Below are 19,147 nucleotides of genomic sequence, written 5' to 3'. Positions count from 1 at the left end.
GTTCCATCTTTCACCCCGCAGCTGACTCGCTTTTCCGGTTGCGCAGTGTATCCAGCGTCCCACGGATACTTTCAAGCCTGCACCGGTTCAACAGCTTCCTACCCTCACTACGCGCCAGCAGGGAATCCAAAGTGATGTATAACACTTTGGCTGCCGTCTTCGCCATCAGCATCGCGTTGCCGCGCAGACCTACGGCCTGAGCAGCGTTAGACATGCCCTGACAATAGTAGCGGTTCATGATCCATTCTTTTGTTAACCGTGAAGCCGGCACAAAATGTTCCACAGACATGTGTGGATGATACATAATCGTTCCACCATTTTTACGGATTTGCTCGAATACCCACGATTCTTCACCAGATAGAAGGATATCTCCCTTTCTGCCTAGATGAAGCGGGAACATAACAGCGGCAAAAGCCGTTTTACGCATCGCCATATTCGCTCCAAATGGATTCAGTCCCGACGGATATTCACGAATGGCTTTGCCCAGATCAATAATCGTGTAAGGCAGTTCAAGCGGGCCTGTCAGCCAACCCGGTCGTTCCGTCTCAAACATAGGGTCAATTTTCCCACCCATAGCCGTCAGCTCAGGATTGTTCCCGAATGCTGACATAATCGTCTGCAACCATGTAACACACGGAATTGCATCATCATCGAGAAAAGCAATGACTTCCGCTCTTGATAACGTAATGCCTGCATTACGAGCAGCAGACAGTCCTTGCTCTCGCTCATAATGATATCGGAGATGGATATTCTGACCATGGGCGACAGTGAACCTTTTGATCGTCGCCGCTGTATGATCGGTGGACCGATTATCGACCACAATGATCTCAGCCAGTGCAAGGTCTTCCAGCTCCAGCAGGGACATTAACGTTTTTTCCAGCAGATCCGCCCGGTTATAGGTGCAAATAACGACGGATACTGCGGGACATCGCTTGAATGCATCCATCAATAAGCATCCTTGGAGAACAGCATTTTAACGCCTGTTTTCATGATGATTTTCAAATCGAGCCACGTATTGCGTACATGAATATACTTCAAATCCATTTGCACCATTTCTTCGAAGCCTACACTGTTACGTGCGCTCACCTGCCAGTAACCCGTACATCCCGGTGTTACAATCAGGCGTTGCTTATCATAATCGGAATATTGCTCGACCTCGCTGGGCAACGGCGGACGCGGACCGACTAAAGTCATGTCGCCGACCAACACGTTCCACAGCTGCGGAATCTCATCAATACTCGTCTTGCGCAGAAAACTACCAATTTTCGTGATCCGAGGATCGTTTTTAATTTTGAACATGGCGCCGCTCACTTCATTCAGCTCCATCAAGTCCTTTTTCAATTCCTCAGCATTGGACACCATTGAACGGAATTTATACATATCGAATAACTTCTCATTCTTGCCCACCCGAGTTTGCTTGAAAAACACGCTTCCCTTTGGGTCTTCGAGCTTAATCAATACGCCTACCACTACAAAAAGCGGAAGCAAGACGATCAAGCCTACGAACGACAGCAGCATATCAAGGAGGCGTTTTGTGACCAGGTAGGACGTTTTATCCTGAACTTGTGTATTTCCGTATGGCATGTAAAACGCTTTACCTGACATGACAGCCTCGCCGTCCTCCGGTAAATTTTCCATGCTCATGCTGACGTACCCCCTCTCAACCTGCCGTGGTTGCTTTCTCGGTCTTTTTCAACCATTCATTCATAGCCTCCATAACCGGATACTTCAAATCATCGCTGGCAAGTGCAAATTCAAGTGTGGTTAAAATATATCCAAGACGCTCACCTACGTCATAGCGTGTGCCTTCAAAATCATAGGCGTACACACGCTCACTCTGATTCAGCTTTTGGATCGCATCCGTCAACTGAATTTCGCCGCCAGCTCCTTTTTCCTGAAGATCAAGATATTTGAAAATTTTCGGTGAGAACACGTAGCGACCCATAATAGCCAAATCGGATGGCGCTGTGCCTGGAGCTGGTTTTTCTATAAAATTATTCACTCGGTACAAGCGTCCGTCCTGCTGATCCGGTTCAATGATGCCGTACCGGTTCGTAAATTCCTGCGGTACCCGCTGCACACCGATAACCGAATTTTGTGTTTCCTCATACTGATCCATCAGCTGGCGTAGGCAAGGCTTCTGACCTGTTACGATATCATCGCCCAGCAGCACACCAAACGGCTCGTCCCCGATAAAGCGTCTTGCGCACCATACCGCATGTCCAAGACCTTTGGGTTCTTTTTGGCGAATGTAGTGAATTTCCACTCCCGAAGAACGCTGTACTTCCTCCAGAAGCTTCAGCTTACCGTCCTCGAGCAGTTTTGACTCCAGCTCAAATGCGTTGTCAAAGTGATCCTCAATGGCACGTTTGCCTTTACCCGTAACGATAATAATGTCCTCAATACCAGAAGCAATCGCTTCTTCCACGATATATTGAATCGTAGGCTTGTTGATAATTGGAAGCATTTCCTTAGGCATCGCTTTGGTGGCAGGGAGGAAGCGCGTACCTAACCCTGCTGCTGGAATAATGGCCTTTTTCACTCTTTTCGTCATCGCACTCATTCTCCTTGCTTCATCGAATTTTGGTGTTGCTTACTTCACCTGATTCATCACAATTCCAACCAGCGTCGCACTGGCCTGCTCCATGAGTTGCTTTGTTTTGCGCAGATCTTCCCGTTTGGTACGACCATGTTTAGCAACGAGAATCACACCATCTGTCAAGCCTGCAATCAGGCGGGCATCCGTATAATTCAGCGCCGGAGCTGAATCGAGTAAGATGATGTCATATTCACGTTTGAGCTCTTCCAGCAGCTCAGCCATACGTTCGCTACCGAGCAGATCCGCTGCGTTGTACAGGGTGTCTCCACCGGGAACAACCGATAGCTCCAGGCCACCATGCCTAACGATAGACTTGGAAGAAGCCCCACCGCGCAAATAAGCCGATAGACCTCCGGCATTCTCCATTCCGAATATCTCGTGCAGCGCTGGCTTATGCAGATTGCAATCCACCAGAGCCACCTTCTTGCCTTCTTGTGCAAAAGAAACTCCGATGTTGGCGAGCAGTGTTGTTTTACCCGCTCCGCTTTCCGGCGAGGTCAACAATAGAACCGTCCCACGGTCCTTTTGTCCAATCACCTGCTGCCGAATGTATGTACGGAGGGATCGAAATGATTCCGAGATATACGATGATGGATTACTTTCTGTAATCAACATGTCATTCAATCGCAGCATATTTACGCTCCCCTACCCGTTCTTTGGAATTTCCAGCTGCTCCATCGATGTCCTTCTTGCGAATGACTGGAATCGATGCAATTACCGGAATACCGATGTCTGCGTCTGCCTCTTTTTCCGAGCGCAGCGTGCCGTTAATGCTTTCCAGGAACACAATCGTGCCCAATGCAATCATCAGCGATACGAGAAAACTAATCGCAATATTCATGAGCGGGTTCCCATTAATCGGGTCAGGATTGGCCTGAGGATCCGCTTCATTTAAAATTTTTACATTATTCAATTCCATCAATCCCGGAACCGTCTGTACGAATTTCTGGGTAACCGCGTTTACAACCGCTGCGGCCTGTGGATAGCTCCCTGCCTCAAACGTCAAACCGATAACCTGACTTTTATCCGAGGATTTAATCTGCAGCTTTTCTGCCAACTTCTGCTGTGTCAAACCGAATTCGGGATGAGTCGCTACAACAGCGTCCATAATTTTAGGTGAAGTGAGAATTTGCTTGTAGCTTTCCACCAAATTAAGACTTGTGTTGACGTCGTTCAGATTGTTGCTCCCCTGCTTGGCGGAAATATGATTAACCAGCAGTTGGCTTGAAGCGGAGTAGACTGGCTTCACGACATTGTCGCTCACAAAGTATGTTGTTACACATGAGAGAATGACAAAAATCGCAATCAGCCACAATCTTCTTTTAATCAGGACTAGATAATCCAAAATGGTTTTCTCCACAAAAATCCTCCCTCCTATACAATTTCTCTTCATATTTAAGTATGACTTTATTGTAACAATTGGCTCTGTGAACGACATGGAACCGAATGGCACTTTCTCCCTCACTACAGGGGGAGGGAAATGTATACTTTCGGATACGGCATGGTATACTTTTGTACCATACATTGTTGATTATGGAAAAAGAAATCGAAAAAAGCCTCAAAATCACAAAAATTGGTGATTTTGAGGCTTTTCATTCCACTCGCATATGAAAGTGCAATGCAACTTATAGAGTCAGCGCATCATACAATGTTTGTTGGCTCGTACTTCGCCAGACCAATGGCATTGGCATACAACGCTGCCTGCGTGCGATCCGCCAGCCGCAGCTTGGCCAGGATCTGACTGACATGCTTTTTGACTGTAAACTCACTGATAAATAATCGGGATGCAATTTCACGATTGCAAGCTCCTTGTCCCAACTCGACCAGCACTTCCTTTTCCTTTGGCGTCAGGTCGTCCGTCAGATTGCCCGCATCTTCACGCAGCTTGTTTTCGAGAATAGCCGGATCATAATATTTGCGTCCTTTGTTGACAAGATGAATCGCGTAAATTAGTTCCTCAGGCAACGCTTCCTTAAGCACATAACCGTCCACGGAAGCTTCCTCTGCTTTCAGAAAATCTTCACGTGTTGCGGAAGAGGTCAGCAAAATAAATTTACTTCTGAAACCACGTCCGCGCGCTATCTTGATAATATCCAGCCCTGATTCATCAGCTAGTTTCAAATCCAGCAGCACCAGATCCGGATCCGTTTCCTCAATCACCACAAGTGCTTCCTGTTGATTCTGGGCCTCTCCCGCAAACTGAACATTGGGCTGCATGGATATAACCGCAGCGAGTCCTTTCCGTACTAAAGGATGATCATCGACAATGACAATTTTCATGATTCGGCCTCCTGTCTACAGTTCAGGATTTGCATAATCCCTATGTATCCGATTGTTACCGCAGATTTTGTATTGCAGAATGTTCACACATTTTATTCGAGAATTTTGCAAAATCCTCATTCATAAGCATTTACCGGAATGGACAATCGGATCTGTGTTCCTTCTCCGATTCGACTTGAAATATCAAATTCGCCTCCCATCGATTGAGCTAAATATTCCATATTCATCATGCCCAGGCCCCCGCCTGCACTGACCGCCTCACCTCCTGCTACCATTCTCGCCGTCTCAAACCCTACTCCGTCGTCATGAATAGACAGTCTAATCACTTGGGGCGTCAATTTTAACTTCACATCAATTCGCTTGGCCAATCCATGACGGATTGCGTTCCCCGCCGCTTCGGAAATGATGCGGAACAAAGCCTTTTGGTACAAATACGGAAGTGAATAATGATCACCATGAATGTCAAAATCAATTTGTACATGATTCAGCTTGGATAGTGTATGCAGATGACTTTTCACCGTCCCTAACCAAGTTGAGCCTCCGCTTTTTTTCGAGCTTAGACTATGAATCGCTCCTTTCAGCTCTCTAACCGCTTGGTTGGCAGATTGCTGAATTAGATCAATTTGCTCCTCCACCTGCTCCTTTGGCTGATGACACCAGGTTTGCCGGAGAGAATGCGTTGCGTACACAATACCAAAAAGGCTCTGAGAAACATTGTCATGCATTTCATTTGCAATCCGGTTCTGCTCATTCGTCACAATCAATTGATTCTCAATACGCTCCAGCTCATAGCGCTCCAAAAACACAGCACTCAGCTCAGCCAAGAATATCAGTTGTTGCACGAGCCAGCGTCTTCCTGTCAGACTTTGATCCGGTCCCAGCTTGAGGCCAATCGTCGCTACAAAGCGGGTCGTCATCGGTACGGTGATCATGAGAAAGTCGCCCCATTCTGGCAGATGTCTGAAAAATGGTTCGCGTTCTTCCCTGAACTCCTCCCGGTAATTCTCCAGTTCCTCGAATAGCTGCTCTTCCTCCTCCACCGTCCAGCCTGTCTGGCTGCTTGCCGGTGCATCCTCCTCCTGACTATCCAGCCAGAAAAATGCACGGCTCTGCTTGGTAAGCTTGACAGTGTAATCCGAGATGACCTGACCCAGATTTAATGCCTCATTATGGCTGGTCGTCTCCATGATGTGGTAAATCGACTTGATATGATCCATCGTCTCATTGGCTTGTTCTTTAGCCACCTTCAGTTCGTCCTTCATGACGCCGATAACCTGCATTGCCATCGTGGTTACGATCAATACCAGAAACAAATTAATGTTCTGCAATATAAGATCCCACAAAAAATATTGACCTGGTGTAAAAAAGATATAACAAAATGTAAGCACCAAACCGATATAAGAAAGTAGGAGCGTCCAGCTGTACCTCATAGATAGATGAGCACAAGCTACCAGCATGGGAGTAATCACATACCATTTGAACGGGCTATTTATCCCTCCGGTCGGGAATAACAACAAAATGATCCCTGCTGTTTCTAGTGCAATGCTACATTTCAATACCATATCATGAAGTCTGTATTTACGGTAAATCCAAGTAAATGCTGTAACGGATAAAAATAGAAAACCAATCAGTAACAGCTTCTGCCACACGATTAATCTAGATGATTCGAACAGAAAAACAAGTGACGTTAAAGATAGTGATACATAACGGTATAGAAAAATCATTTTGTCTTCTGCTGACTTCCTCAACTTCATCCTGTCACCCTATTCTGTGTTTTGAAGGGACGATGGGCATATTAGGTTTGTGTACTCTAAAAAATCATAACCAATCCAAAAATAAATAACAAGACATAAACTCTTACGTAAACGGTTACATTCCAAAAAATTTGGTACTTTTTATAACATATTTACCGTTTCAGGAAAACATTTTGGGGGTAATGTCAGAATTTATGACGTTTGTCAAGGAAATAAATCACATTTTAGCGACCTAAAAAAGACTTGCTGGTACCACTGTGATTATCACAGCGGTATTCAGCGAGTCCTTTTTTAGTGAACCTGGTAGTCTACATTTTAGCCCCCGGCACGTGCTAATTCACGCATATTGGCTTCAAATGCTGCCAATAGAGCTTCATCTCCGCTCAAACCAGTTGCCTCTTCTTTTTGAATCTGTTCAACCATACGCTTGTAATCCTTTGGAATTACTCGTACAAACTGCTGAATCGCAGTCTGCCAATCATCCAAAATACGTTGTCCCGCTTCACTACCCGTGTAAGTGACATGGCGTTGAATCAAGCCGCGCAACTCCGCTGCTTCTGTAGGTTCTTCCACACCTTCCAGCAACACCATTTCCAGATTACAACGGCTCAGGAACGTCCCCTCAGGGTCATAGACATATGCAATACCTCCGGACATTCCGGCTCCAAAATTCCGTCCGGTTCCACCCAATACAGCTACACGTCCGCCTGTCATATATTCGCAACCATGATCTCCAACGCCCTCAACAACAATACGTGCGCCGGAGTTCCGAACGGCAAAACGCTCGCCTGCGATTCCGCTAATGTAAGCTTCACCGCTGGTCGCTCCATACAAGGCTGTATTTCCGATAATAATGTTCTCTTCTGCCTTAAAGGTCGCTTTGTGAGACTTTTTCACAATAACCTTACCGCCAGATAGCCCTTTACCGACATAGTCATTGCTATCGCCTTCCACGCTCAACGTGATGCCTTTCGGAATAAATGCTCCGAAGCTCTGACCTGCCGATCCAATAAAGTTAAAGCGAATCGTATCCTCAGGCAGACCCGCCGCTCCATACTTACGGGTGACCTCGCTGCCCAGAATCGTCCCTACCGCCCGATTCACGTTTGTAATAGGTAAGGTACCCTCAACAGGCGTTCCGTTCTCCAACGCTTTCGCAGCCATCGGTACGAGCTGCTGCATGTCGAGTGTTTCTTCCAGACCGTGGTTTTGGCGTTGTACACGGTAACGTACACTACCTTCTTCCAACTCAGGAACATGCAACAGCAAGCTCAGGTCTACGCCCTTCTTCTTCCAGTGCGAATCGGCGTTCACGGTATCCAGGCAATCCGTACGTCCAATCATTTCCTGAATCGTACGGAAGCCCAATTCCGCCATAATTCCACGGACATCTTCTGCAATAAAACGCATAAAATTCACCACATGGGCAGGATCGCCCATATAATTTTTGCGCAGCTCCGGATTCTGCGTAGCCACACCAACCGGACATGTATCCATTTGGCATACCCGCATCATAATACAGCCCAACGCCACGAGCGGCGCTGTAGAGAAGCCGTATTCTTCCGCGCCCAACAGGGCAGCTACTACCAAATCGCGGCCAGACAGCATCTTGCCGTCTGTCTCCAATACTACGCGGTCGCGCAGGTTGTTTAGCATCAGCGTCTGATGCGTCTCCGCCAGACCCAGCTCCCAAGGCATACCCGCATGACGAATGGAGCCTTGCGGAGAAGCGCCTGTACCACCGTCGTAACCGCTGACTAGAATAATGTCAGCACGGCCTTTAGCTACCCCTGTAGCAATCGTACCTACGCCTACCTCTGACACCAGTTTCACGTTAATGTCAGCACGCGGATTGGCGTTTTTGAGATCATAGATGAGCTCTGCCAAATCCTCGATAGAATAAATATCGTGATGCGGCGGTGGTGAAATCAAACCTACTCCTGGCGTAGAGCCACGGACCTCAGCGACCCAAGGGTACACCTTACGTCCTGGCAGTTGTCCACCTTCGCCCGGCTTCGCGCCTTGCGCCATTTTGATCTGAATTTCGTCGGCATTCACCAAGTAATTCGATGTTACACCGAATCGGCCCGATGCTACCTGCTTAATCGAACTGCGACGAGAATCACCATTGGCATCCGGTATGAAACGTGCAGGGTTCTCCCCACCTTCACCCGTATTGCTCTTGCCACCGATCCGATTCATCGCAATCGCCATATCTTCATGCGCTTCCTGACTGATCGAGCCAAAGGACATGGCTCCTGTCTTGAAGCGACGCATAATGGATGCAGCGGATTCCACTTCATCCAGCGGCACAGGCTCACCAGCAGGCTTCAATTGAAGCATGGAGCGAATCGTCAAATACTGTTCAGATTCACCCTGTACCAGCTTGGCGTATTTCTTGTAAAGCTTGTAGTCTCCCGAGCGAACCGACTGCTGGAGCAAATGCACCGTTTGCGGGTTAAACAAATGCTCTTCCCCATCGTTACGCCATTGATATTCGCCGCCCGAATCCAGCACTTTGTCGTTGCCGTCCTTGTCGGTGAAAGCACGATTATGATGAACCAGCGCTTCTATAGTCACTTCCTCCAGACCAATACCGCCAATGCGGGAAGGTGTCCAGGTGAAATAACGGTCAACAAAATCCTGTTTTAAACCTACGGCCTCAAAAATTTGCGCCCCACGGTACGACTGAATCGTGGAAATACCCATTTTGGACAATATTTTAACGACACCCTTCGTTGCCGCTTTAATATAATTTTTAACTGCCTTTTCGTGCGAGATGCCGCGCAGCAAACCCTGCTGAATCATGACATCCAGCGTTTCAAAAGCCAGATACGGATTAACCGCACTCACACCGTAGCCAAGCAGCACCGCATAATGGTGAACATCCCTTGGCTCGCCGGACTCCAGCAAAATACTTACACGTGTGCGGGTACCCTGTTTAATCAAATGGTGATGCAGGCTGGAAACAGCTAGCAACGCCGGAATGGCTGCATTCTCCGCATCCACTCCACGGTCGGACAAAATCAGGATGTTATGACCTTTGTCAATGACACGGTCAGCCGCCTCAAACAATCCTTCCAGCGCCTTGCGTAAGCCCTCAGCACCTTCCTTCGCTTCAAAGAAGATCGGGATCGTCATCGATTTGAAGCCTGGACGGTGCACGTGGCGAATTTTGGCAAACTCCTCATTCGATAGCACCGGCGAATCCAAACGAATCTGGCGACAGCTTTCCGGTTCTGGATGCAGTAAATTGCGCTCTGGTCCAATCGTAGTTGCGGTTGACGTTACAATCTCTTCACGAATGGCGTCAATCGGCGGGTTTGTGACTTGGGCGAACATTTGTTTAAAGTAATTGTACAAACGTTGCGGACGATCAGACAGCACCGCCAATGGTGCGTCGTATCCCATTGAGCCAATCGGTTCTGCACCTGTAAGTGCCATCGGCTCCAGAATTTTGCGCAGTTCTTCAAACGTATATCCAAAAGCGAGCTGAAGCTGATTTACATTTTCATGTTTAGGCTCCGGCTGTTCTAGTGCTTCCGGCAGCTCATCCAAATCAACCAAGTGCTCATCCAGCCATTGCTGATAAGGTTCCTCGGAAGCAATACGTTCCTTTAACTCTTCGTCAGAAACGATACGGCCTTCTTGGGTATCAACCAACAGCATACGACCCGGACGGAGACGATCCTTATAGAGCACATTTTCAGGATCAATATCCAATACACCCGCCTCTGAAGACAGTGCGATCAGATCGTCCTTGGTCACATAGTAACGTGCAGGACGCAGACCGTTGCGGTCGAGAATCGCCCCGATTTGGATACCGTCTGTAAACGCCATTGCAGCAGGTCCGTCCCACGGCTCCATCATAGTGCTGTGATATTCATAAAATGCCCGCTTCTTCGGGTCCATGGTTTCATGCTTGTTCCAAGGCTCCGGCACCATCATCATGGCTACATGAGGAAGGGATCGTCCGCTCAGATACAGAAACTCCAGCGTATTATCAAACATGGCTGTATCCGAGCCATCTGGGTTAATGACGGGTTTTACCTTCTTAATGTCTCCGCCAAACGCTTCGCTTTCAAACTGCGCCTGACGCGCATGCATCCAGTTCACATTGCCGCGCATCGTATTAATTTCACCGTTGTGAATCATAAAACGATAAGGATGCGCACGATCCCAGCTCGGGAACGTATTCGTACTAAAACGGGAATGGACCAGCGCGATCGCTGATGTCACCCGCTCATCCTGCAAATCCAGATAAAATTTACCTACCTGCTCGGTTGTCAGCATTCCTTTGTATACAACCTTGCGACAGGACAAACTTGGAATATAGAACGACTCACCGTTCTCATCCTCTTGGTTATAGCGAATAGCAAGCTCTGCACGTTTGCGAATGACATACAGTTTCCGTTCGAAGTCCAACTCTTCCTTCAAATCGCTACTGCGACCGATGAATACCTGACGCACACCCGGTTTAGCTGCTTTTGCCGATTTACCCAGCATTTCGTCATAAGTTGGAACATCGCGAAAACCCAAACAATTTTGACCTTCGTCCACGATGATATCTCTTAGCTTCTGCTCATGCACCTCACGAACTTTTGGATCATTGGATACAAAAAGCATACCCACGCCATAATGTCCGGCCTTTGGCAATTTGAAGCCCAATCGCTCCGCTTCCTCTTGAAAAAACAGATGAGGGACCTGAATCATAATCCCTGCTCCGTCACCGGAGTTAGGTTCACTTCCCTGACCGCCCCGATGCTCCATATTCACGAGCATGGTCAAAGCCTGACTTACAATATCGTGCGATGGTTTTCCCTTGATGTGGGCAACAAAGCCCATGCCGCAGGCGTCTTTTTCGAATTGGGGATCATATAGTCCCTGTTTGGGTGGTAAACCTGTCTGTCTCATGGAACGCAACCTTTCTGTTATAAAGTCATGCTGGCCTGAAATACAGGCGGCCGAATAGAAGACAGTGGCAACAAGAGGTAACTCAAAGAACAACTACGAGGAATGGGGGACAAAACATGTGACGTATTCAAGGCGGTACGGTCCACCGAATGCGTATGTTTTTCAATAATTATGCAATGGCTTGACTTGAAAAATACGTCGATTCCACTGATGAATCTAATTAGTTCTATCATTTTATCATTGACCTATCATGTTAGCAATTCAAAGTTTTTATGATTGTGATAATAAATCTTTTACATTACAGCTTCAACGTATCAATGCAAATTTATCTCATTTTTATGTATAAATATTCACTTTTAAAAAACAACCTTTCCTATTCCTCTAAGGAACAGAAAAGGCTGACAAAGGAGATACGATAAGTTAATAGACCATCTAGTGTATTCACGCAAATCAGATATCCGTATTAAAATTCGAGACTTTCGCCGGGCTTCAATGCTTTCCCTTCAATACCTTCTTTGTGCAGACGATCACAGAAGCCATCTCCGTCCTGCTCAATACCCGGGAACGTATTGTAATGCACCGGTATTACGCGGCTTGCACGCAGCCATTTTGCTGCCAGCAATGCATCCTCCGGTCCCATCGTATAACCATCTCCGATCGGCAATACCGCAGCATCGATGGAGTTAGTCTCCCCAATGAGACGCATGTCACCAAACAGACCAGTATCCCCTGCATGGAAAAAGGTTTGGCCTCCCATGGTCAATAAAATCCCTGCCGGCTCTCCCATGTAAATGGGTTTTCCGTCCACCGTCAAAGATGAGCTGTGAAACGCAAGTGTGAATTTCACATGGAAACCGTCAAAGTGGTGCCCCCCACCCAGATTCATACCGTGAGCTTTGGCCCCCAAGGATGAACAGTATTCGGCCAGTTCCGCGACCGCGATTACTGGACAATCATTGCGCTTGGCAATTTCAACAGCATCTCCAAAATGATCGGCATGACCGTGTGTCAACAACACGGCATCCACCTGAATATCCTCGGCCTGTACGGTTGCTTTAGGATTTCCCGTCAAAAAAGGATCAATAATAATCCGTTTCCCCTCTGCCTCTACCAGTACAACTGAATGTCCATAATATGTGATTTTCATATCATCTACGCCTCCTTTGTCACTTTCATTATTTGGGTTACTTTCCTTTACCTATTATACCTCTTTTGCATTCTGGCTTCACCTGTACCACAAAATCCGTTCACAAAGCTGAACCCTATTGTTTAGAAAGGGCTGTTATTTGTAGAAGGGTGCCTTTATTTATAAAAGGTATGATGACCGATCGTTTTCACCTTGGTACGGGAATGATGAACCGTAAGGTCCTGAGCCAACGTAAGCGACAGGAAAAAACAGGTGTTATCAGGCACGGCTTTATGGCCGTTCAAAGCAGCAGTAACCGCACGGATGCTGTCCTGGTTGGGCTGAACACGACGAAGACGCCCGTTCGCGACCGGACTAAATTGCGCTTTTTGATAAATCACTGCCTGAATCGTATCGGGAAATGGGGCTGACCGCAGCCGGTTTAAGACAACGTTGGCAACTGCCACTTTGCCTTCGTACGGTTCGCCTTCTGCTTCTGCCATCACTATTTTTTGCAGCAGGAGCAGTTCTTTAGCGGAGACTGTGTAGCTCCAGGTAGACAACGCCTTGTCATCCTGCGTGAGCATTTTTGTCTTCGTAAAGTAGATGGTTGTAGGAGGGGTTAGGATTGCGGACTTGCTATGCTGGACCTCAGGCTTTTTCTTGCCTGTAGCAACGTTATTCCGAGCTTGTTCCGCCTGCTTCATCTGGGAAGCGGGTAACGGAGTCGGCATGATTTCTTTCCAGCTTGGCTGCCCATGAGCAGCAACAAAGATGGGGCTTGTCCTGTTAGACCCTTTATGGGTCCCCATCCTGTCGCCATATGTAGGAGCTGCAGAGTTCCCTGACCAGCTCAGAGAATGCATGGATGCATTTTTATGATTATTCTGTGTTTGCTGAACCTCAGCGTAGAGGCCTATCCCCAATATACAAACAAGCAGCACACTCAAAAGAGGTGCAAACCAACGATGTTCTTTAATAATTTCCATAATGTTCCTCCCGTTAACTTAAGCACATTCCTCAGATATGTAACCCAAAATGCGCTTTTTGAATAACGCTGAAACACTATATCACTAAATTCGCTGATAGATCAAGGGTTCCGCCTCATTAATGGGAATGTTTGAATTATTTGGTACATTGGTTTTTGACCCAATCGTGTTGCATATAAAACAAATTCTCCCACTTCCCAAGGCCCGCCGCTTCGGTCATTTGGCTGCCACACAGAAGCTGGAACGGGCTGTCCCCCTGTGTACGAACGTGCTACGGTGATATGAGGCCGATAAGGTCTGTCCTCAGGTTTAAAACCAAGGGGTTTGGTAGCACGAAGTATAGACTGATATAGCTGCTCTAGCGACTCTCGCTGTCCAGTCACTCCTTTCCAGAGTACACGTGGAAATTCTTCACGGCCAAAAAAACCTGCTTCTCCAATGCCAAGTGTGAACGGGTGATGCTCAGCTGCCGCTTGAACTAAAACCTGCTCAAGTTTCGGGATAACTGAGGTCTCCACATCACCCAAAAACTGAAGTGTCACGTGGTAATCTCTGAAATCAATCCATTTGCGAAAAGAAAGATCACTCAAATCCTGCTCCACCCAATGATGTAAGTTCTTCTTGTGCTCATTTGGGAGAGCAATAGCTGTAAAAAGTCTTTGCGATTCATCTTTCATCAACCTTTACCTCCTTTGCTATAGATATTTGTGGATATCTCAAAAGCAGCTGTTTGGATTGTCCCTAATCAGGGTAAAGCCATTTGTTGTTATATATAGTGACACCGCGAGCTCGTTTTTATCCTTCTTATGCAATTTTTTCAGCAATCTGTTATTCTTGAAAAGATGGTTCGCCAGAATATATTGGAAACTCCAAGGAATCAAAAATCGAGGAGGCTGTGAACTATGGGAAACATTTTAAGCTTACATCAACTGACGGAAGAGCAAAAAAAACAAGTTCGTGCAGCGGCTTCGGGCTACGAGTTGATTATTGGCAAAGCTCAGGAATTAGAATCTAAGCAAATCCGGGAGGCCGAGATTATTCTGGGCTGGTCCAAGCATATTGCCGAAGATGCATTACATCCAGACAGCAAGCTGAAGTGGATACAAACCTGGTCGGCTGGGATTGATAAGCTACCGCTTACCGAATTGGAGAAGCGTAACATTTTACTCACGAATACGAGTGGTGTGCATGCCATTCCAATTACAGAGCAGATCTTTGGAATGCTGCTATCGCATACACGTTATTTACAGCAAGCAGCTCTCTTGCAGCGTCAGAAAACATGGCAACCACCGAAAGGCCAACTGACGGAATTACGTGGCAAAACGCTGTTGATTACAGGCGTTGGCGAAATTGGCCGTGAAACAGCGCGGATTGCAGAATCCTTTGGCATGCGGGTAATCGGAGTCCGGCGTTCTGGCAAGGAAGCTCCGCATGTAGAGCATATGTATACTAACGAACAACTACACGATGCATTGGGAGCAGCGGATATCGTGGTAAATATATTGCCATTCACCGAGGAGACTCATCACTTCTTTGACGAAAAAGCATTTGCAGCTATGCGTAAGGGAGCCTTCTTCATTAATGTAGGTCGCGGTGGAACCGTTCATACGGATGCGCTTGTACGCTCTTTGGAGCAAAAGCATATTGCCTTTGCCGGACTGGATGTATTCGAGGAAGAACCACTACCTGCGTCACATCCACTATGGAGTCTGGACCATGTTTTGATCACACCGCATATTGCAGGCGATACGGACCGATACGCCGAACGAGCGGTAGATATTTTTCTTACTAATTTGAATGCCTATGCCGCTGATCAGGAACTGCCGTTGAATTTGGTTAACTATAAAACTCAGTATTAACACACTACTTACAGATCCAGATTTCCCGACTCATACCTGTCTTATGTATGCGACATTGCTCCGTAAGGGTCCAACCTGACTCGGATAACAATGTTTCCATCGGCTCCGTGCTCACGACCACCCCCCGCGCGGCCAAGCGTCTCAGACTGCGCAGCATCTTCTTTTGTTCATCAGCCGGGAGCACGGAGCACAGGTTATAGGGCATATCCAATATGGCCGCATCGTATGTGCCTTCGAGCTTATTCATATCCCCGAGTTTCACTAGATCTTCTTCATATCCAAAATGACGCAAATTCACTCGTGCCCCACGCACCGCCAACGGATTGATATCACAACCGCGAATATCCTTTCCCATACTCAATGCCTCAATCATTACATTGCCCATACCACAACACGGGTCTAGCAGTTTCAATGAGCCTGGTTCTCCCTTTGTTGCTATTAGATCAGTTGCTGCCAAATTCACAAGTGCCCTAGCTACCAGAACGGGTAGTCCAGTAGAATAATTTTGCGGCTTCTGACGACGCTCCTGCCACGATCTGTCGCTATACTGACACCTGCCCAGTAGCCACCGTTGTCCTATCCGAATAACACCAAGGATGATATCCGGTGTCTTCATTTGCGCCTGGCCATGAATGCGTGCACCAATTCGGCGTTCGATCCCGCGCCGCTCGTCATAGCCGGCCTCATGGTCACCTTCTTTAAGGCACAACACCTTGAAAGTCTTTCCTTCCTCAAGCTGTAACATAGAGGCTGCTTCGCATAGCTCTTCCAGTGTTCCCGCATCTGTCACTACATCCAGCCGAAGATGAATAAACGGGCTGGTCCCCGGTTCCAGGCGTCGATGGGACAACAGGATGGAATCCTGCACGGGCGGCTGACCGAACAAACATTTTAATTCCAAAAGACATAACTCACGCTCTGTTTCATGACACGCATAGGTATACACGTAGCTTGGTTTCATTTCATCGATATTCGTTTTCTGTTTATTCATGTCAGATCTCTTTTCATCTTTTCATTAGGAATCAAGGCTAGAATTTACGGCCTCCGCTATTAGACGGTAGGAGTGAAGCCGCTGCTCATAATCGGGAATCGGTGTGACCAACAGAAACTCATCGTTATCATATTTAATCTGCAAACCACGTAACCGTTCGGCAATAACCGACGGCGTTCCCACCAGCCAGCTGGCCCGAATTGCCGGGTCGCCCAATGTAATCTGAGCAGCCCATTGCTGCGCCAGCTCATCCGTCAAGGCACATACTGCGCCTACAGCAACCATGGTACGTGGCTTGTCTATCCGATTGGATGGCTGAAAGCTGGAGCGGTAAATGCTGAGCATCTCTTCTGTTTGATGTTCACTCATAAACTGACCGAATACATAGCCTGTTGAATACTGGGCGGCATATTCGGCACTTTTTCGGTTTGTGCCCAGCATCCACACTGCTGGCGGCTGTTCAGGCATTGGCCGGGCAAACACAGGCACCTGTTCATATTCGTAAGTACCTTCCAGCAAAGCCAATAGAGCTTCCATCGTCTGTGGCAGCTCCGTCACATGTTGAAGAAAATTGCCGCTCAGTGCCATCGAAGCATGAGGTCCCCCACCAGGTGCTCTCCCCAGACCCAATTCGACTCTGCCAGGATATAGAGCGGCCAGCAGATGAAACCATTCCGCGACCTTGACTGGACTATAATGCGGAAGCAAGATAGCACCCGCACCCAGTTTGATTGTCTTCGTCACCGCCCCGATATGAGACAGCAGCACTTCCGGGCTGGAGGAAGCCAGCCCCTCCATATCATGGTGCTCCGAGGTCCAGTAACGTGTATATCCCCACGCTTCTGCCTGTCTCGCTAGTTCGCCAGCTCGTTGAACCGCCTGCTCCGGACGGTTACCGGGCAGCAACGGCACCATATCGAGCACACCGAGATTCAACCTTTTTATAGATAAAGACCGAGATGGCATAGACACAATCCTCCCTCCTACTATCAGCTATAAACCAGTTTCTTCTACTATATAGGGGGAATTTAAAGGTTAATCCAGATCATAAATGGAACCCACCTTCAGGCCGTATAACTCATTATAGATTTTTTCAGCAAAAGCATCGGTCATGCCTGCAATATAGTCTATGACCATATGCTCCCATGTCCAGATCGGCTTCGTCTTGGCTTGGTCGCGCTCATAGCGCTGGAGCCAGTCGCTTGGAATAATAGATTTGGATGTTTCCGGGTCCAGAAAAGCCAACCAAAGTCGTTTGAGCATCCACTCACTCCGTTTTTGCAGTCGCTGTACGCGCAGATCGCGGATCATCGTAACCCAAGCAAAGCTTTTCAATACACTCACCGTGCGCAGCATATCCAAATCTTCGTTTCCATCCCGTACAAAGGTCACTTTTTTCCAATTTCCATCATCAATGACACCCAAGCTGCTGACAAACAGACTGACCCAGTATGCCTTCACTTCACGGCGGGTCCGGGAATAATCGTGTTCACACATCGGCATCTTGCCATTCCACACCTTCAAAAATTCACTCAGCACAGCCGCTACCTTCTGCTCAATCTGAGCCAGTTGCCAGCCTTGCCAGAAGCTATCCTCCAACGTGGTGATTTTCTCCGTAATCAGACGAATTAAATACGGATCATACAAGAAGTGCTCGTGTACCTCGATTTTTCCAGCCTTAATCCCATCCTCCAAATCATGCGCAGAATAAGCGATATCGTCGCACAGGTCCATAAGCTGGGCTTCCAGCGTTTTTTTACCATCAGGGATACCCCAATCCTCGCGGATGGAACGTATATATTCCCACTCATGCAGATACAACCCTTTTTTGTTCAGAATCCCTGGGTACGGGTATTTGTTGATCCCCAGTAACACAGCGTCCGACAAATTCAAACCATCCACGTTCTCACGCTTCTCCAAAAACATAATCAGCCGGAAATTGTGCGCATTCCCTTCAAAATGCTCATAAATTCGTCGCTCACGCGCATAGGCCTCCTGTCCACGCTTGGACTCCAGTGTGAAGCCTCCGGCAGAGGATATCTTTTCTACCTTTGTTTCAATCAGTTGATCCAAAATCCCGTCCAGTACTTCTTCTCCCTTGTGCCCGAACGGGGGATGCCCAAAGTCATGTGCGATGGAAGCACATTCTACCACCTCAGGGTCAATGATCAGTCCTGCGTTATCTGCCTGTTCCAGCTCTACTTCAGGATGGCGGCGCAGCAAGCTTCGGGATGCTTCACGCGCAATTTGCGCTACCTCCAAAGAATGCGTCAGTCGTGTGCGATAATAATCGCCCGTGCCTGCACCAAATACCTGTGATTTACCCTGCAACCGACGGAAAGTCGGTGAATGAATCAAACGGGAGTAATCCCGTTCATATGCGGCCCGTGAAGCGTCGCTTCGTGTCTGTTCCGCAAATTGCCGATGCTCTCTCTTGTCCTGCCATGTCATAAATCCCACTCCCTACGTACTCAATTGGAGTGATTATACATTTTTTTCGCGCTTCATGAAAGCTCACATGACTTTCAGTTATATATGTAAGCATCAAACTATCTCACCTATTCGTAAGAGTAGAAAGGATTGTATACCAATCTGCAAGATTTATGGACTGAGCGCATTATCGCCTATCAAGTCA

At 47.5% G+C, this 19,147-nt stretch carries 15 protein-coding genes; 1 reads left to right on the top strand and 14 read right to left on the bottom strand.

Annotated elements, in window-relative coordinates; translation table 11 throughout:
• Positions 1–10: 10 nt before the first annotated feature.
• From NSQ57_RS06080 to thpR, 11 genes are all read right to left on the bottom strand, one after another.
• Positions 11–946, bottom strand: a complete 936-nt coding sequence (locus NSQ57_RS06080) for a glycosyltransferase (protein ID WP_029516193.1) — start codon at positions 944–946, stop codon at positions 11–13.
• Entirely contained in the window at positions 946–1,644 is a 699-nt protein-coding gene (locus tag NSQ57_RS06075) for a sugar transferase (protein WP_029516192.1), read from the bottom strand. The genes NSQ57_RS06080 and NSQ57_RS06075 overlap by 1 nt, the downstream gene beginning before the upstream one ends.
• A 16-nt stretch (positions 1,645–1,660) precedes the next feature.
• Positions 1,661–2,554 carry a UTP--glucose-1-phosphate uridylyltransferase GalU gene (gene galU / locus NSQ57_RS06070; RefSeq protein WP_013309151.1) on the bottom strand — a complete coding sequence of 298 codons (894 nt, stop codon included), beginning with the start codon at positions 2,552–2,554 and terminating at the stop codon, positions 1,661–1,663.
• Positions 2,555–2,593: 39 nt separating this feature from the next.
• Positions 2,594–3,232: a CpsD/CapB family tyrosine-protein kinase gene (locus tag NSQ57_RS06065; RefSeq protein ID WP_342425785.1), complete on the bottom strand. Its 639-nt coding sequence runs from the start codon at positions 3,230–3,232 to the stop codon at positions 2,594–2,596.
• Positions 3,216–3,959, bottom strand: a complete 744-nt coding sequence (locus NSQ57_RS06060) for a Wzz/FepE/Etk N-terminal domain-containing protein (RefSeq protein WP_029516190.1) — start codon at positions 3,957–3,959, stop codon at positions 3,216–3,218. Before NSQ57_RS06060 ends, NSQ57_RS06065 begins: the two co-directional genes overlap by 17 nt.
• 281 nt (positions 3,960–4,240) lie before the next feature.
• The gene (locus tag NSQ57_RS06055; RefSeq protein ID WP_165144639.1) at positions 4,241–4,879 is read right to left on the bottom strand and encodes a response regulator transcription factor; all 639 of its coding nucleotides are present in this window, start codon (positions 4,877–4,879) and stop codon (positions 4,241–4,243) included.
• A 116-nt stretch (positions 4,880–4,995) separates the two neighbouring features.
• A complete protein-coding gene (locus NSQ57_RS06050; protein ID WP_029516188.1) occupies positions 4,996–6,633 on the bottom strand; it encodes an ATP-binding protein in 1,638 nt (545 codons plus the stop codon).
• 315 nt (positions 6,634–6,948) lie between these two features.
• On the bottom strand, positions 6,949–11,547 hold the full coding sequence (gene gltB, locus NSQ57_RS06045; protein ID WP_342425784.1) for a glutamate synthase large subunit: 4,599 nt from the start codon (positions 11,545–11,547) through the stop codon (positions 6,949–6,951).
• Positions 11,548–12,010: 463 nt separating this feature from the next.
• Positions 12,011–12,694 carry a metal-dependent hydrolase gene (locus tag NSQ57_RS06040; protein ID WP_104496511.1) on the bottom strand — a complete coding sequence of 228 codons (684 nt, stop codon included), beginning with the start codon at positions 12,692–12,694 and terminating at the stop codon, positions 12,011–12,013.
• A 155-nt stretch (positions 12,695–12,849) separates the two neighbouring features.
• Complete coding sequence (locus NSQ57_RS06035) at positions 12,850–13,662, bottom strand: cell wall hydrolase (RefSeq protein ID WP_029516185.1); 813 nt, start codon at positions 13,660–13,662, stop codon at positions 12,850–12,852.
• A gap of 101 nt (positions 13,663–13,763) precedes the next feature.
• Positions 13,764–14,339, bottom strand: coding sequence for an RNA 2',3'-cyclic phosphodiesterase (thpR, locus tag NSQ57_RS06030; protein WP_341038988.1), 576 nt, complete (start codon positions 14,337–14,339; stop codon positions 13,764–13,766).
• A gap of 225 nt (positions 14,340–14,564) precedes the next feature.
• Between thpR and NSQ57_RS06025 the strand changes: the two genes are divergently transcribed.
• Entirely contained in the window at positions 14,565–15,521 is a 957-nt protein-coding gene (locus tag NSQ57_RS06025; protein ID WP_039269519.1) for a D-2-hydroxyacid dehydrogenase, read from the top strand.
• Positions 15,522–15,525: 4 nt separating this feature from the next.
• Here the strand turns inward: NSQ57_RS06025 and NSQ57_RS06020 are convergent, their stop codons facing one another.
• The 3 genes from NSQ57_RS06020 to dgt form a co-directional block, all read right to left on the bottom strand.
• Positions 15,526–16,512: a methyltransferase domain-containing protein gene (locus NSQ57_RS06020; protein WP_342425783.1), complete on the bottom strand. Its 987-nt coding sequence runs from the start codon at positions 16,510–16,512 to the stop codon at positions 15,526–15,528.
• Positions 16,513–16,536: 24 nt separating this feature from the next.
• Entirely contained in the window at positions 16,537–17,478 is a 942-nt protein-coding gene (locus NSQ57_RS06015) for an MsnO8 family LLM class oxidoreductase (RefSeq protein WP_165145386.1), read from the bottom strand.
• A 69-nt stretch (positions 17,479–17,547) separates the two neighbouring features.
• Complete coding sequence (dgt, locus tag NSQ57_RS06010) at positions 17,548–18,963, bottom strand: dGTP triphosphohydrolase (RefSeq protein ID WP_069012216.1); 1,416 nt, start codon at positions 18,961–18,963, stop codon at positions 17,548–17,550.
• Positions 18,964–19,147: the final 184 nt, after the last annotated feature.

The sequence above is a fragment of the Paenibacillus sp. FSL L8-0502 genome (assembly GCF_038593055.1).
GTDB lineage: Bacteria > Bacillota > Bacilli > Paenibacillales > Paenibacillaceae > Paenibacillus > Paenibacillus polymyxa_D.
The sequence above is the reverse complement of the archived record's forward strand: the minus strand, read 5'-3'. Positions and strand labels throughout refer to the sequence as shown.